General features: G+C 63.2%; 14 protein-coding genes and 1 pseudogene. 8 read left to right on the top strand and 7 right to left on the bottom strand.

Annotation, left to right across the window (positions count from 1 at the left end; genetic code table 11):
• The first annotated feature begins 130 nt into the window (after window positions 1-130).
• Both carB and greA read left to right on the top strand, forming a co-directional pair.
• A complete protein-coding gene (carB, locus tag QA649_RS08170) occupies window positions 131-3,595 on the top strand; it encodes a carbamoyl-phosphate synthase large subunit (protein WP_283023717.1) in 3,465 nt (1,154 codons plus the stop codon).
• Between the two features lie 205 nt (window positions 3,596-3,800).
• Window positions 3,801-4,274, top strand: a complete 474-nt coding sequence (greA, locus tag QA649_RS08165) for a transcription elongation factor GreA (protein ID WP_018643807.1) — start codon at window positions 3,801-3,803, stop codon at window positions 4,272-4,274.
• A 243-nt stretch (window positions 4,275-4,517) separates the two neighbouring features.
• Here the strand turns inward: greA and QA649_RS08160 are convergent, their stop codons facing one another.
• Complete coding sequence (locus QA649_RS08160) at window positions 4,518-4,997, bottom strand: Lrp/AsnC family transcriptional regulator (RefSeq protein WP_026312113.1); 480 nt, start codon at window positions 4,995-4,997, stop codon at window positions 4,518-4,520.
• Window positions 4,998-5,264: 267 nt separating this feature from the next.
• Here QA649_RS08160 and trxB point away from each other — a divergent pair, with 267 nt between their 5' ends.
• The 5 genes from trxB (at window position 5,265) to QA649_RS08135 (ending at window position 9,244) form a co-directional block, all read left to right on the top strand.
• Window positions 5,265-6,230 carry a thioredoxin-disulfide reductase gene (gene trxB, locus QA649_RS08155; RefSeq protein WP_283023716.1) on the top strand — a complete coding sequence of 322 codons (966 nt, stop codon included), beginning with the start codon at window positions 5,265-5,267 and terminating at the stop codon, window positions 6,228-6,230.
• A gap of 5 nt (window positions 6,231-6,235) precedes the next feature.
• Window positions 6,236-7,159, top strand: coding sequence for a LysR family transcriptional regulator (locus QA649_RS08150; RefSeq protein ID WP_026312114.1), 924 nt, complete (start codon window positions 6,236-6,238; stop codon window positions 7,157-7,159).
• Between the two features lie 448 nt (window positions 7,160-7,607).
• Window positions 7,608-8,516: a 4-hydroxy-tetrahydrodipicolinate synthase gene (locus QA649_RS08145; protein ID WP_283023715.1), complete on the top strand. Its 909-nt coding sequence runs from the start codon at window positions 7,608-7,610 to the stop codon at window positions 8,514-8,516.
• A 285-nt stretch (window positions 8,517-8,801) separates the two neighbouring features.
• Window positions 8,802-8,948 (top strand): hypothetical protein, encoded by a 147-nt coding sequence (locus QA649_RS08140; RefSeq protein ID WP_283023714.1) that lies wholly within the window; start codon window positions 8,802-8,804, stop codon window positions 8,946-8,948.
• A 98-nt stretch (window positions 8,949-9,046) separates the two neighbouring features.
• Complete coding sequence (locus QA649_RS08135) at window positions 9,047-9,244, top strand: hypothetical protein (protein ID WP_349254060.1); 198 nt, start codon at window positions 9,047-9,049, stop codon at window positions 9,242-9,244.
• A 123-nt stretch (window positions 9,245-9,367) separates the two neighbouring features.
• Here the strand turns inward: QA649_RS08135 and QA649_RS08130 are convergent, their stop codons facing one another.
• Together QA649_RS08130 and QA649_RS08125 are read right to left on the bottom strand one after the other, a co-directional pair.
• Entirely contained in the window at window positions 9,368-10,045 is a 678-nt protein-coding gene (locus tag QA649_RS08130) for a ParA family protein (RefSeq protein ID WP_018643814.1), read from the bottom strand.
• 488 nt (window positions 10,046-10,533) lie between these two features.
• Window positions 10,534-10,908: a hypothetical protein gene (locus QA649_RS08125; protein WP_283023712.1), complete on the bottom strand. Its 375-nt coding sequence runs from the start codon at window positions 10,906-10,908 to the stop codon at window positions 10,534-10,536.
• Between the two features lie 472 nt (window positions 10,909-11,380).
• Here QA649_RS08125 and QA649_RS08120 point away from each other — a divergent pair, with 472 nt between their 5' ends.
• Entirely contained in the window at window positions 11,381-12,325 is a 945-nt protein-coding gene (locus QA649_RS08120) for an AEC family transporter (RefSeq protein ID WP_283023711.1), read from the top strand.
• 24 nt (window positions 12,326-12,349) lie between these two features.
• Here QA649_RS08120 and tenA read toward each other — a convergent pair whose 3' ends face one another.
• The 4 genes and pseudogenes from tenA to QA649_RS08100 all read right to left on the bottom strand — a co-directional run bounded on the left by tenA (window position 12,350) and on the right by QA649_RS08100 (window position 14,611).
• Window positions 12,350-13,024 carry a thiaminase II gene (tenA, locus tag QA649_RS08115; RefSeq protein ID WP_283023710.1) on the bottom strand — a complete coding sequence of 225 codons (675 nt, stop codon included), beginning with the start codon at window positions 13,022-13,024 and terminating at the stop codon, window positions 12,350-12,352.
• A 31-nt stretch (window positions 13,025-13,055) separates the two neighbouring features.
• Window positions 13,056-13,505: a hypothetical protein gene (locus QA649_RS08110; protein WP_283026261.1), complete on the bottom strand. Its 450-nt coding sequence runs from the start codon at window positions 13,503-13,505 to the stop codon at window positions 13,056-13,058.
• Window positions 13,469-13,649: pseudogene (locus QA649_RS08105) on the bottom strand (PRC-barrel domain containing protein). The gene QA649_RS08110 and the pseudogene QA649_RS08105 overlap by 37 nt, the downstream one beginning before the upstream one ends.
• Before the next feature lie 482 nt (window positions 13,650-14,131).
• A complete protein-coding gene (locus QA649_RS08100) occupies window positions 14,132-14,611 on the bottom strand; it encodes a hypothetical protein (RefSeq protein WP_283023709.1) in 480 nt (159 codons plus the stop codon).
• Window positions 14,612-14,834: the final 223 nt, after the last annotated feature.

Here is a 14,834-nt window from a genome sequence, read left to right as displayed (position 1 = left end):
CGGGGTTTCGCCGCCCCGAAAACTGGTCTAAGACCCACCCGCGCGCGAGGGAGACCCCCGCGCTCTCGCTCAAGGGACGCGCGGCAAGCGCGCCCTTTTTTTGTGCCCAAAATCCAGCCCGCGAGCGGTGATGCCTAAACGAACCGACATCTCGACCATCCTGATCATCGGCGCCGGCCCCATCGTGATCGGCCAGGCCTGCGAGTTCGACTATTCGGGCACGCAAGCAGTGAAGACGCTGAAGGAAGAGGGCTATCGCATCGTCCTCGTCAATTCCAACCCGGCCACGATCATGACCGACCCGGAACTGGCCGATGCGACCTATATCGAGCCGATCACGCCGGAGATCGTCGCCAAGATCATCGAGAAGGAACGTCACGTCATTCCCGGCGGCTTCGCGCTGCTGCCGACCATGGGCGGCCAGACCGCGCTGAACTGCGCGCTGTCGCTGCGCCGGCAAGGCACGCTGGAGAAATTCGACGTCGAGATGATCGGCGCCACCGCCGATGCGATCGACAAGGCCGAGGATCGCCAGCTCTTCCGCGAGGCCATGACCAAGATCGGGCTCGAGACGCCGAAGTCGCGGCTGGCCAATGCGTCCGAGCTGAAGAAGTCCTTCCGCGACAAGTACCACGCCGAACGCGAGAAGCTGTCGGGCGCCGCGCTCGAAGAGCTCGACCGGCAATGGACCCTCGGCGAGAGCGACCGTCGCAAGCGTTACCAGGAATACGCCTTCGGTCAGGCCATGATGGCGCTGTCCGAAATCGGCCTGCCCGCGATCATCCGGCCCTCCTTCACCATGGGCGGCACCGGCGGCGGCATCGCCTACAACAAGGAAGAGTTTCTCGACATCATCGAGCGCGGCCTTGACGCGTCCCCCACCAACGAAGTCCTGATCGAGGAATCCGTCCTCGGCTGGAAAGAGTTCGAGATGGAGGTGGTGCGCGACAAGAAGGACAATTGCATCATCGTCTGCTCGATCGAGAATTTCGATCCGATGGGCGTGCACACCGGCGACTCCATCACGGTGGCTCCGGCGCTGACGCTGACGGACAAGGAATACCAGATCATGCGCGACGCCTCGCTGGCGGTGCTGCGCGAGATCGGCGTCGAGACCGGCGGCTCCAACGTGCAGTTCGGCGTCAATCCGGAAGACGGCCGCATGGTCGTGATCGAGATGAACCCGCGTGTGTCGCGTTCGTCCGCGCTGGCCTCGAAGGCCACGGGCTTCCCGATCGCCAAGGTCGCGGCAAAACTCGCGATCGGCTACACGCTGGACGAGATCGCCAACGACATCACCGGCGGCGCGACGCCGGCCTCGTTCGAGCCGACGATCGATTACGTGGTAACCAAGATCCCGCGTTTCGCCTTCGAGAAATTCCCCGGCGCCTCCTCGACGCTGACGACCTCGATGAAGTCGGTCGGCGAAGTCATGGCGATCGGCCGCACCTTCCAGGAGAGCCTGCAGAAGGCGCTGCGCGGACTGGAGACCGGCCTCACCGGCCTCGACGAGATCGAGATCGAAGGACTCGGCCGCGGCGACGACAAGAACGCGATCCGCGCCGCATTGGGCACGCCGACGCCGAACCGCATCCTGCAGGTCGCGCAGGCGATGCGGCTCGGCTGGTCGAACGAGGACATCTTCAATTCCTGCAAGATCGATCCGTGGTTCCTCGGCGAGATGCGCGGAATCGTCGACATGGAGGAGAAGGTCAGGAAGCACGGCCTGCCCGGCAATGCTTTCGGCATGCGCACCCTCAAGACCATGGGTTTCTCGGACGCGCGACTTGCGGTGCTCGCGCAGACGACGGAGGCCGAGGTCACCGCGAAGCGCCACGCGCTCGGTGTCCGTCCGGTCTACAAGCGCATCGACACTTGCGCGGCTGAATTCGCCTCGCCCACCGCCTACATGTACTCGACCTACGAGTCGCCGTTTGCAGGCAGCACCGCCGACGAGAGCACGCCGTCGGACAAGAAGAAGGTCATCATCCTCGGCGGCGGCCCGAACCGCATCGGCCAAGGCATCGAGTTCGACTATTGCTGCTGTCACGCCTGCTTCGCGCTGCATGATGCCGGCTATGAATCCATCATGGTCAACTGCAACCCGGAGACGGTGTCGACCGACTACGACACCGCGGACCGGCTCTATTTCGAGCCGCTCACCGCCGAAGACGTGCTGGAGATCATCGCGAAGGAGCGCTCGAACGGCACGCTGCACGGCGTGATCGTGCAGTTCGGCGGCCAGACCCCGCTGAAGCTCGCGCGTGCGCTGGAGGCCGCCGAAGTGCCGATCCTCGGCACCTCGCCCGATGCGATCGACCTCGCGGAAGACCGCGACCGCTTCAAGCGCGTGCTCGACAAGCTTCGCCTCAAGCAGCCGAAGAACGGCATCGCCTATTCGGTCGAGCAGGCGCGGCTCGTCTCCGCCGATCTCGGCCTGCCGCTGGTGGTGCGTCCGTCCTACGTGCTCGGCGGCCGCGCGATGCAGATCATCCGCGAGGAGAACCAGCTCAACGACTACCTGCTCGGCACGCTGCCGGAGCTTGTGCCCGCCGACGTCAAGGCGCGCTACCCGAACGACAAGACCGGGCAGATCAACACCGTGCTCGGCAAGAACCCGCTGCTGTTCGACCGCTACCTGTCGGATGCGACCGAGATCGACGTCGACTGCCTCTGCGACGGCAAGGACACCTTCATCGTCGGCATCATGGAGCACATCGAGGAAGCCGGCATCCATTCCGGCGACTCTGCCTGCTCCCTGCCGCCGCACTCGCTCGACACCAAGATGATCGCGGAGCTGGAGCGGCAGACGCGCGAGCTGGCGCTCGGCCTCGACGTCGTCGGCCTGATGAACGTGCAATACGCGATCAAGGACGGCGAGATCTACGTGCTCGAAGTCAATCCGCGCGCCTCGCGCACGGTGCCGTTCGTCGCCAAGGTGATCGGCACACCGGTCGCCAAGATCGCGGCGCGGATCATGGCCGGCGAGAAACTCGCCGACTTCAAATTGAAGAAGGCCGATCTCAAGCATGTCGGCGTCAAGGAATCGGTGTTTCCGTTCGCCCGCTTCCCCGGCGTCGACACGGTGCTCGGCCCCGAGATGCGCTCGACCGGCGAAGTCATGGGCATCGACCGCTCCTTCGCGGTGGCATTCGCCAAGAGCCAGCTCGGTGGCGGCACGCGGGTACCGCGCAAGGGCACGGTGTTCGTCTCGGTGCGCGAGAGCGACAAGGTCCGCATTGCCGACGCGGTGCGCGAGCTGCATACGCTCGGCTTCAAGGTGCTGGCGACCTCGGGCACGGCGCGCTTCCTGACCGACCAGGGCATCCCGGCGGAGAAGGTGAACAAGGTGCTGGAGGGACGGCCGCACATCGTCGACGCCATCACCAATGGCGACGTCCAGCTCGTCCTCAACACCACCGAAGGCCCGCAGGCGCTCGCCGACAGCCGTTCGCTGCGGCGCGCGGCCCTCTTGCATAAAGTGCCGTATTACACCACTCTTTCCGGGGCCGTGGCGGCCGCGCAGGGCATCCGCGCCTATCTGGGCGGGGACCTTGAGGTTCGTACCCTGCAGAGCTACTTTTCGGAAACCTGATCGCGAGCGGCGGTGAACCCGCCGCTAAGTGATTGGCAATGAAGCTACAATGGCCGGAGGAACTGTCCCGGCCATGTGGTTGTTCTGTTCCGGCGCCAGACCCACATAACGTTCCGGTGGCGGCGTGTTCAGCCCCGGAAATATCGACGAATCAAGGTTGCCGCGCCCCTCTGTGGGGCGCGCCGGCCGAAGGACGAGAGAAGAGATGGAAAAGGTTCCGATGACCCAGGCCGGCTTTGTCGCGCTCGGGGAAGAATTGAAGAAGCGCCAGTCGGAGGACCGTCCGCGGATCATCGAGCACATCGCCGAGGCGCGCTCGCACGGAGACCTGTCGGAAAACGCGGAATACCATGCCGCGAAGGAAGAGCAGTCCCACAATGAGGGCCGCATCGCCGAGCTCGAGGACAAGCTCGCGCGCGCCGACATCATCGACATCTCGAAACTGTCCGGCGACACCATCAAGTTCGGCGCCACCGTGACGCTGGTCGACGAGGACACCGAGAAGAAGACGGTGTGGCAGATCGTCGGCGAGGTCGAGGCCGACGCCAAGAAGGGCCGCATCTCCATCACCTCGCCGCTCGCCCGCGCGCTGATCGGCAAGAAGAAGGGCTCGACCGTCGAGGTCAATGCCCCCGGCGGCGCCAAGGCGTATGAGATCACCAAGGTGGAGTGGCGGTAAGCATTTGCCGCTGCGGGTAAGATGACGTTTCGAAAAGGCCGCGCGATGCGCGGCCTTTTTGTTTCGGGGTGTTGTGCGCGACGTGAACTCGCACTCTCACCGCGTTATTGCGAGCGCAGCGAAGCAATCCAGACTGCCCTCTGCGGAAAGACTCTGGATTGCTTCGCTGCGCTCGCAATGACGGAGCAGACCGCGAGCTGGTCTTCACCTTCTCCCCGCCTGTGGGGGGAGGTCGGAGTAGAGCTACCGCCGTCCCTTCACCTCGAGCGGCACCGCCGCCTCGTATTTCGAATTATGCAGCACCAGTGACGTCCGCACGTTGCGCACGTGCGGAGCGGCGGTCAGGTGCGTCACGAAATCCTGGAACGTCGCCATGTCTGGCGCGACGCATTTCAGGATGAAATCGACCTCGCCCGACAGCATCCAGCACTCCCGCACCAGCGGCTCGGCGCGGACGAACTCCTCGAAGGCGCGCAAGTCAGCCTCGGCCTGGCTGGACAGGTGCACGGCCGCGAACACCGTGACGTCGAAACCCAGCTTTCGCGCATCCAGCAGCCCGCGATAGCCGTGGATGTAGCCCTCCTCTTCCAGCGCCCGGACCCGGCGCAGGCAGGGCGGCGGCGAGATGCCGACGCGCTTGGCCAGCTCGACATTGGTGATTCGACCGTCGGCCTGAATCTCGGTGAGAATTTTCAGGTCGATCTCGTCTAGGCTCCGCGACACGTGATTGGAACTCCTGGCCTTTGCGGCGGTATTGGGTGGGTCTGTCGCAATCCTCATAGCTTAGTCCGCACGGTTAGCGCAATTTTATTGCGCGTGCAGCGCAATCGAATTTTGTTCCCTGTTGGAAAAATCCGCCGACAGGGAATGCAATTCTTGCATAGCTCACCAGAAGGCTTAGATTAGCTCTGATATTTCAGCGCCTCCGCGAGGCCTCCCGGCACGTTCCGCGCCCGCGCTGCAAATCCCCCGTGAAAGGCGTCCATCGAAATGTCCGCTCCTGTTCATGCAAAGGTCGTCATTATTGGCTCCGGCCCCGCCGGTTACACCGCCGCGATCTACGCCGCGCGCGCGATGCTCGAGCCGATCCTGATCCAGGGCATCCAGCCGGGCGGCCAGCTCACCATCACCACCGACGTCGAGAACTATCCGGGCTTCGCCGACGTGATCCAGGGTCCCTGGCTGATGGAGCAGATGGAGAAGCAGGCGGTCCACGTCGGCACCAAGATCGTCACCGATCTGGTCATCAAGCTTGACACGATGCAGCGGCCGTTCCGCCTCACCTGCGACAGCGGCGACGTCTATCTCGCCGACGCCGTCATCCTCGCCACCGGCGCGCAGGCGCGCTGGCTCGGGCTGCCGTCCGAAGCGAAGTTCCAGGGCGGCGGCGTCTCGGCTTGCGCCACCTGCGACGGCTTCTTCTACCGCAACAAGGAGGTCGTGGTGGTCGGCGGCGGCAACACCGCGGTCGAGGAGGCCCTGTACCTCACCAACCATGCCTCGCAGGTCACCATCGTGCATCGTCGCGATCACTTCCGTGCCGAGCGCATCCTGCAGGAACGCCTGTTCAAGCACCCGAAGATCAAGGTGATCTGGGACTCCGCCGTCGACGAGATCTGCGGCACCGAGAACCCGAACAAGGTCACCCATGTCCGCCTGAAGAACGTCAAGACCGGCGCGCTCACGGACGTGAAGACTGACGGCATCTTCATTGCCATCGGCCATGCCCCGGCGACCGAGCTGGTCAAGGGTCAGGTCAAGCTCAAACCGTCGGGCTATGTCGAGGTCGCCCCGAACTCGACCGCGACCTCGGTGCCCGGCCTGTTCGCCGCCGGCGACGTCGCCGACGAGACCTATCGCCAGGCCGTAACGGCCGCCGGCCTCGGCTGCATGGCAGCACTCGAAGCCGAACGTTTCCTGGCCCTGCGCGCCAGCGAGCGCGCCGCAGCGGAATAAAGATCATGCCCCGAACACGCGACGGATTTACGGATATGGACTGGGACAAGCTGAAGGTGTTTCACGCGGCGGCGGAAGCGGGCAGCTTCACGCATGCGGGCGAGCAGCTCGGCCTGTCGCAATCGGCGGTCTCCCGCCAGGTCTCGGCGCTGGAGCAGGAGCTATCGGTCTCGCTGTTCCACCGCCACGCCCGCGGCCTGATCCTCACCGAGCAGGGCGACCTGTTGTTCCGCACCGCGCATGACGTGTTCATGCAGCTCCAGGCGGCGCGCGCGAAACTGACCGACAGCCGCGAGCGGCCGAGCGGCGATCTCAAGATCACCACCACGCCCGGCGTCGGCATCAACTGGCTGATCCCGCGGCTCGGCGAATTCACCGCGCTCTATCCGGAGATCCGCATCTCGCTGATCGTCACCGACGAGGAGCTCGATCTGTCGATGCGCGAGGCTGACGTTGCCATCCGCACCCGCAAGCCGACGCAGCCGGATCTGATCCAGCGCAAGCTGTTCGCGATGGGATTCCACGCCTATTGCTCGCCGGAATACATCAAGCGCTTCGGCACGCCGCGGACGCTGGAGGAACTCGACTCCCACCGCATCATCACGCTCTCCGACGGCAACTTCGCGCCGCATCTGCAGAACCGCAACTGGCTGGTCGAAGCCGCGCGCAACGGCTCGGGTCCGCGCGAGGCGTACTTCAAGGTCAACAACATCCTTGGCCTCGTGCGCGCCTGTCAGCAGGGCCTCGGCATCGCCGCGCTGCCCGACTATCTGGTCGAAGAGCAGAGCAAGCTCGTACAACTGTTCGGCGAATCGGATTCGATCCAGCTCGACACCTATTTCGTCTATCCCGAGGAGTTGAAGACAGTCGCGCGCGTGCAGGTGTTCCGCGACTTCGTGGTGAGCAAGGCGCAGCGCTGGCCGTCCTGATTTCCGCATGTCTGACATGCGGCCTCGGCTGTTGCTGCATGGCGCTCGTCAAGCCCATACTGTTTGCACGCTGAGCCTTCGCGTTGCGCATTTGTCCCCCTCCTCCAGTGGCGCGGGAGTTCAGTAATCCCTCTTGGAAGGTGATTGTGTCGGCCTCACGTGGCCAATACCTAAGCCGGGCCCTTCGGGTCCGGCTTTTTTTCTGCCGAATCCGGCGTTCGCCTTCCGCGTGTATTGACAGTTCCACCTATCCCCCGCATCATTTGCAAATGATCACGAAGTCGTGCGCACGCGTTTCGAAAAAAGGCCCCCATCCGGGGACCTCGGAGTTTTGCGCGCGCTTTTAACGGCTTCGTCATCGCGAGCTAAATCCCGAAAACCCCGCCGCCTGGACGGGGTTTTTTCATGTGCCCTCCGTCTCAGGTTTTTCCCGAGAAGGAGATGGAACATGACCGGACTACGCGAACATTTGCACGGGCTCTGGCTGCCGCTGGTGACGCCGTTCCGTGATGGCAAGCTGGACGAGACCTCGCTGCGAAGGCTGACGCGGCATTACAGCGCCCAAGCCGTCGACGGCTTCATTCTGGGGGCAACCTCGGGAGAAGGCATGACACTGCGGGAGGGCGAGCTCGAGCGCCTCGTCGCAATCGTCCGCGACGAGATGGCATCCGGCCGCCGCAACGTTCCGATCTGCCTCGGCCTGTCGGGCGCCGACACCGCACGGCTGAAGGACCGCCTCGATGAAACCGCGGACTGGCCGATCGAGGGCTACCTGATCGCGAGCCCTTATTACGTGCGGCCGTCGCAGCGAGGGTTGCTGGCGCATTTCGAGACGCTCGCCGACCACGCGGCGTGGCCGATCGCGCTCTACAACATTCCCTATCGCTGCGCGGTCAACATCACCAACCAGACCATGCTGCGGCTCGCCGAGCATCCCAACATCGTCGGCCTCAAGGATTGCGGCGCCAGCCGCGAGCAGTCGATCGCACTGCTGCGCGACAGGCCGAAGGGTTTTCGCGTGCTGACCGGCGAGGACGCGAACTATCTCGAGGCGCTCACCGACGGCGCCGACGGCGGCATCGTGCTGTCCGCTCATGTCGAGACCGCGACGTTCGCGGCGGTGTACACTGAAGTGAAGCGCGGTAACCATGACGCAGCGCAGGCGCGCTGGAATGAGGTCGCCGAGCTGACGAAGCTGCTGTTCACCGAGCCGAGCCCCGCGCCGGCGAAGTACTGGTTATGGCGCAGCGGTTTGATCGACAGCCCCGAAGTGCGCCTGCCGATGGTGGAGGTGAGCAGCGAGCTTGCCGCCACGATCGATCGCGAGATCGAACGGCGGATGAAAGTCGCGGCGTAGCGCTTCCTTCGCCTCGCCCCGCTTGCGGGGAGAGGCCGGAATTTGCGCCTGCGCAAATTCCGGGTGAAGGGGAGCTTCCACGAGGCCAGCTGCCAACGCATTTGCGGAGGCAGCCCCTCACCCCACCCTCTCCCCGTAAGAACGGGGAGAGGGAGTGAAGCAGCGTGCCCGCTTGGTTAACCGCGCACCAACACCCTTCGCGCCTGCCGCATGGTGCATCCACGGCTCGTTTACGAGACCGCGCCTATCGTTCTTCCCAAAGTCGACCAAAAGGGGGGAATGACCATGGGGTATCGCACCCGGCCTACGGCCGCGCAGCAATTCGCGCCCGCCGATCTCATGCAGGGAATTCTCGTCGTCTCGTCGTTCGGGTTCTGGGCGGTGGTGCTCGGCCTGGTGCCGGTGCTGGTGTTTCGGGTCTGGCTGGCCTGAGGCAGCGACCCGCGCGGATGGTTAAACGCAAGTGGCAAATGCGCTCAAAATGCGAGCGGGCTTGCAAGCCGGAAATTTAAAACATCCCGCGTAGCGTGATGCCCATAAGCGAAGAAATCGCGGGGGCGTTTGTGAATAGTCATAATGAAATGGCGTCGCATTTCGGCGCCGGACAGCAGCACCTGTCCACCGAGGAGAGCTTCACCACCGGGGACATTCTCTGGGCCGTCGGCATCTGGTCGGTGATCCTGACCCTGTCGCCGGTCATCGTGTTCTACATGCTGATGGTGGCGTAAGCCTCATCTCGGGATTCCGGGTCTGGCGCTGACGCGCCATCCCGGAATGACAAGAGAAGCCCGGAAACGCAAAACGCGCGGACCTTCCCGCGCGTTTTCCGTCCGGGGAATGATTTATGAAAATTACGCCGCCTGCTTGTGCATTGCGCCGGATGCCGACGCCGAGCCGCGAATGGCCTTGACCGAACGCTCGATCGCCGCCCACAACCTTGCGATTTCCTGAGCCGCGCGGCTCTCGGCCTGATACTCGCGCGCGCCTTCGCCGTGGCTGAGCGCCATCAACAAATCCGAACGATTGGTGATCTGACCGCCCCACACCGGAGCGCGGAATTTCGCCAGCGCCTCGCGGGCGATGGTGACGATCGGGCTTTCGGCTTCGTCGCGCTTGGCGGGAGCACCGTTGAGCACGACCGCGTAGGGCTTGCGCGCCGCGCGGCACATCTGGATGGTTTCCTGCACCGCGTTGACGTCGAACACGCCGGGACGGGCGGGGATGACCACCATGGTGGCATTCTTGATCGCGTCGTCGACGACGGCCGAGAGGTTCGGCGGCGTGTCGATCAACACCCATTCATAACCGTCGCGCTTGGCAGCGGAGACGATGCCGCTGACCGAGTTCACGGCGGCCTTGATCGGCGGCTCGTTGGTACCGCGCAGCTTGTGCCACAGCGTCAGCGAGCCCTGCGGATCCGCGTCCACGAGCATCACCTGCTTGCTCGCCTTGATCTGCGCGGCGAGATGTGCAGCCAGGGTACTCTTGCCCGAGCCGCCTTTACGCGATGCAAAAACAATAACGTTCATACCCTTGGCCTCCAGATTGACCCCAGGCTGCGAAAATGAATCAGCGCGCTGATTCGGGAAAGAAAAATTTACCGGGAGTTGCTTGGCCGCCACGAAATAACAAGTCGTGTTGGCTTTTGAGTCACACTGCTGCACGCGACGAGACACAAACCGCAATGAATCGCGCTTGAAGCGTGCATATGTGCGGTTTTTGAGCAGCGCGGCGGCAAAACCGAATGCAACCTTGCCGGGCAAACCTTCTTCCAACTCTTTTCGGCCGCATGTAGCGGTAATCGCCGCAGGTCCGCGCGCTTGGGCTGCGAACAAAACGAGTCCGGCGCTGTCGCAGGGCTGACGCCGCAATCATCTGGTTCGAGGATCGAAGAAACCGCTTTCACGCCTCCCGCGATCGGAGGACAGCGCGGGACATGCAAATGCCCGGGGCATCGATCGTGACGAGGCGCCCGGGCATCAGCAGGTTTCAAACAAGGAACGCGCGTGCGGGGCGCTCAGCCCTCGTCGGTTTTCTTCTTCTTGCTCGCCTTCGCCGCCGGCTTGCTGCTCTTCTTCGCCGACGATGCGCTCCTTGACGTAGCCTTGGGCGCGATGTTGGTCGGCCGGCCGGCGCGGGTCTCGCCGGGCTCGGGGCCCTGGCGGAAGAACGCCTTGCACTGCGGCGACAGCTGCGCCTTCTTCTGGATCATGCAGGCGGTGATGGCATCGACGTTCGGAACGAACTCGCCGCACAGCCGCATCGCATCCGGCGTGCAGGCCTGCTGCTGCTCCGGCGTGTAGGCAAAGCCTGCACCCGGCTGAACCAGCGCGGCCAGGGCAACCCCGGCGATTGCAGCAAGAACGGATTTCCCAGAGCGAAGCGCCGGCATCGATCCCCCCAATGTCTGACCGGGGCGGAGTGTGGGTGAACCGCGGTTCGTTGGCAACGAGGGCCAAGGCGAAAGCTCAGACGTGTGCGGTCTCGGCAACAGGCGGCGGTTCGCCACAACCTCCGCTGTCGTCACCCGGCTTGACCGGGTGACCCAGTATTCCAGAGACGCCTGACGTTCCCCGAGGGGCCGCGGCGTACTGGATCCCCCGCTTTCGCGGAGGATGACAGCTGTGTGTGGGGGAAGACTGCGGCTAACCCTCTGACGAGACTGGCGAGATCGGCTCCTCTCGCCGGCCCCGGCGCCCTCAAAACAAAAACTGCGAAAACAACCCCATGCACAGTAGCCGGGCCTTGATGATCCTACGGATTTTACGAATCCGTTTTGACTCGTCGGGCAAAACAGGGGCATAATGCCAGCATCGAAAATTGCGTGGGGTGGTCGGCCGATCCCCGTGAGGTCAAAGGGGCGCATGGCCACCATCCTGATCGTCGCACCGGTGTTCGCCCTGATCGCGGCGGGCTATGCCGCGGTGCTGTTTCGCTTCGTCTCCGAGACCGCGCACAAGGGCATCTCCGAATTCGCCTTCAGCATCGCGATCCCCGCGCTGCTGTTTCGCACCATCGTCGTGTCGGAATTCCCCGACGTCAGCCCCTGGCGGATGTGGGGCAGCTATTACGGCGCGCTCGCGCTGACCTGGGTCGCGGCGCTGATGCTCTCGGCCCTCTTGCGCGCACGGCGCGAGGATCACGAAGACGGCGTCGTGTTCGCGATCGGCTCGGTCTACGGCAACATCGTGATGCTCGGCATTCCGCTGGTGCTCTCCGCGCTCGGCAATGAGGCCGCAGGCCCCATGGCGCTGATCCTGTCGGTGAACACGCCGCTGCTCTGGCTCTGCGGCATCCTGCAGATGGAGCTCGTCAGCCAAAAGCGGACCGGCTCGCCGCTGTCGATCATCTGGCCGGTGCTCGCCGATCTCTCACGCAATCCGCTGATGCTGGGAATAGGCTTCGGCGTGGTCTGGCGTTTTACGGGCCTCGGCCTCAATCCCGTCGTCGACCGGACGATCGAGCTGCTGGCGCAGGCGGGCTCGCCGGCCGCGCTGATCGCGCTCGGCATCAACCTGTTCCGGTTCGAGGTGAAGGGCGAGAAGCTGAGCATCCTCGTGCTGTGCGCGCTCAAGCTGCTGGCGATGCCGGCCGCAGCGTTCGCGCTGGCAAAGCTGCTCGCCCTGCCGCCGGTTGCTGCCGGCGTCATCGTGCTGTTCGCGGCGATGCCGACCGGCGCCAACGCCTACATCTTCGCGGTCCAGTATCAGCGGCTGGTGAACCCGGTGTCGGGCGCGGTGGCGCTGGGCACGGTGCTGGCGGCGGTGACGTTGCCGGTGGTGGTGATGATGGTGGCGGGGGCGAGGTAGGGCGCCTGACGACTGCGAAAGCCGCTATTCAATACGCTGGCCCACGCGCCAGGCCATCTCCCAGAAGTCTGCCTCGAGCCGGGTGGCTTCCTTGAAGATCGCAATCAACTCGGCCTCGCGGGCCGGCGTGGCGTAGAGATCGGCGAGGTGCTCCAGGTGCGCCCGCGCTTTGGCAGCGACCTCCTGGTACGGCACGCCGGCGTACTCGGCGATCCAGACCCGGTAGGCGTTGGTCGCAGCGTCCGCATCGGGGCGCGAGGTGAGCCGCGATGCGATCTCCGCGTACCCGATCACGCAAGGGGCAAGCGCCACCTTGAGTGCCAGCAGATCGCCGCGCATTCCCGCGTCGAGCACGTAGCGCGTATAGGCCAGCATCTCGGCCGCCGGAGGGGCCCGTTCAAGGTCGGCCGGGGATAGACCCCAATCGGCACAGAGCTTCACGTGCAGGTTCATCTCGACATCGAGGATGGCCGAAAGGCCGGCCGCGGTTTCGCGCATGTCGGCAAGCCTGGGCGACTTGTAGACCGCGAGCGCGTAGGAGCGAGCAAACTCGATGAGGAACAAATAGTCCTGAACGAGGTAGTGACGAAACGCCGCTTCGGGGAGCGAGCCGTCCGCCAATGCGTTCGTGAAGGGATGCTCGGTGTAGGCCCGCCACTCAGCGGATGCCTCTGTCTTGAGACGCTCGAAGAAACTCACGATCTTTTTCGCCCGGCTTGTTTTTGGCTCGCTACCGATAGCGTATTGCGAGCCGCGGAGCCACGGTGACAGCGCACAAATTGGCTTTGAGCAGCGTTACCGAAGGAGCACTCCCCGGGTCGAGAGTTTTGTGCACTGTCACCGTAATCCCGTAATCCCGGCGAGCAGGTTCCATGAGAATTTGGTGCGCGAATTGAAACCGCGTACTCCGCTCGTTGGTTGGAGAATAATAGAAACTGTTCTCGGAGATCCCCCCATGAGCGACCAGGATATGCTCATCCTGTCCGGATTGGCCGGCCTCGCGTGGTGGACGTACGTGTTTCTGCCGCTGGTCTTTTTCTATGGCTGAGGACGGGTTGTCGCGATTCGCGTTATGCACTGCGGTGAGGTAGCTGCTTCGGTACTGCGCCTCGTGGGTGCTGGTAAGTCGCGAAACCGAGATGATCAGTTTTCGATGTGCTTCACCGTCGAGATCGGCCATCGACCTTCATGTCCCGCGACCGAGATGCGAGTGCTCATCATCGAGATAGACGCCGTCAATTGTGCCGCCCTTGCCGTCGGTCAAGACGACGGCCCTGCCGACCAGTTCCTTCTCGGCAGCGTGCAATTCTCGCAGGATGTTCATGGCACGCCGATCGCCAGTGCTCGATGCACTCGTGCACGAAAAACCTACAGGTGCCGAGAAGTTTCCTGCGCGTAGGAATGCACTAAAGTGGTGCATGTACCTGCATACTCTTTTTCGTTGACCGGCGGCGGCGATTGCGGTGACAGTGCATTAAATTGATCTTCGGAGCACGCCCGTGCACCATCGGTAGTTTAGTGCACTGTCACCGTAATCACGGTGGTGGTGTGGGTGGTTAGGTAGCGGCGTGCAGTTCACGGGCTACTTCATTCGAAAACGATTGCGTAGCGCCAGACCAAGCAAAAAGAGTAGAGCTACACCCGATATTGACTGCAGCGCGCCGATCGCCCGCGTCGTGTCCGATAGGCATTCGACCATATCCATCGTCATGATCTCTCGCCTATCAGGCAAGAAAACGAAAATATTTGCAAAGCTCAGTTTAACGGCAAGCCTGACCGGCATCCGCATGCCGCAATGTATTGGCGTCAGCGCAAAAGCCGCAGCACCTGCTGCGAAAACTCCAAATAACCACAACGACGGCCGCACCACACTGCTCCCGTACGCTGAAGCATCATCAGCGTGATGTTCTTGTGCTTGCTGCCGCCGAGACTTTCGAGATAGGCGATCCCCTTCGGGGTGCGCAGCTTTTGGACGCTCATATAACGAAGAAAGGTCTGATAGGCCGGACCGTCTGCACTCGGATGTTTGAAACCGGTGAAATAGTCCAGCGCCTTTGGCCCATCGTTGTCGAGCTTGCCAAAAAAGAACCGCTCGATCTCCGTGTTGGTGATCCGCCCCCATTGTATCGTGTAGAGATCATCCTCGGCGAATATCTGCGCTGGCGACCACTCATGGACATCATGACGCGTGTACTTATGACCACCGGGGCTCGTGACCTCGTCGGGTGAAGGTCCAACCGAAAATATTTGTTTTGCCCCGATAGCATGAAGCGGCGCTGATACCACTCGGGGACGTAGTGATTATGCCGGTAGTCGGTGGAAGTCATTTTAGCGCACGAACGAATATCGTCTCCGAATCAGGGAAAGGAACCTGATCAAGATATCCTATCTATGCTTGTTTCATGGAGTTGAGGCACGGTTTGCGCGAGCGCTATCAGCAGTCCACCGGCCGTGGGCCGCCTTGGACGGTCAGAAGACCGCAGCGTTCACCTAAGATCGGACGCGCAGC

The organism is Bradyrhizobium sp. CB1717, assembly GCF_029714325.1.
In the GTDB taxonomy this organism is placed as follows: domain Bacteria; phylum Pseudomonadota; class Alphaproteobacteria; order Rhizobiales; family Xanthobacteraceae; genus Bradyrhizobium.
This window is presented reverse-complemented; position numbering and strand designations above follow the sequence as displayed.

Excerpts from the sequence above, each read along its gene's own strand:
- QA649_RS08110 (WP_283026261.1), bottom strand. The coding sequence starts at position 13,505 with ATGGCCGATCTCGACGGTGAAGCACATCGAAAACTGATCATCTCGGTT.
- QA649_RS08130 (WP_018643814.1), bottom strand. The coding sequence starts at position 10,045 with ATGAACGTTATTGTTTTTGCATCGCGTAAAGGCGGCTCGGGCAAGAGT.
- QA649_RS08140 (WP_283023714.1), top strand. The coding sequence starts at position 8,802 with ATGGGGTATCGCACCCGGCCTACGGCCGCGCAGCAATTCGCGCCCGCC.
- QA649_RS08125 (WP_283023712.1), bottom strand. The coding sequence starts at position 10,908 with ATGCCGGCGCTTCGCTCTGGGAAATCCGTTCTTGCTGCAATCGCCGGG.
- trxB (WP_283023716.1), top strand. The coding sequence starts at position 5,265 with ATGTCCGCTCCTGTTCATGCAAAGGTCGTCATTATTGGCTCCGGCCCC.
- QA649_RS08150 (WP_026312114.1), top strand. The coding sequence starts at position 6,236 with ATGCCCCGAACACGCGACGGATTTACGGATATGGACTGGGACAAGCTG.
- greA (WP_018643807.1), top strand. The coding sequence starts at position 3,801 with ATGGAAAAGGTTCCGATGACCCAGGCCGGCTTTGTCGCGCTCGGGGAA.
- QA649_RS08120 (WP_283023711.1), top strand. The coding sequence starts at position 11,381 with ATGGCCACCATCCTGATCGTCGCACCGGTGTTCGCCCTGATCGCGGCG.
- carB (WP_283023717.1), top strand. The coding sequence starts at position 131 with ATGCCTAAACGAACCGACATCTCGACCATCCTGATCATCGGCGCCGGC.
- QA649_RS08135 (WP_349254060.1), top strand. The coding sequence starts at position 9,047 with ATGCCCATAAGCGAAGAAATCGCGGGGGCGTTTGTGAATAGTCATAAT.
- QA649_RS08145 (WP_283023715.1), top strand. The coding sequence starts at position 7,608 with ATGACCGGACTACGCGAACATTTGCACGGGCTCTGGCTGCCGCTGGTG.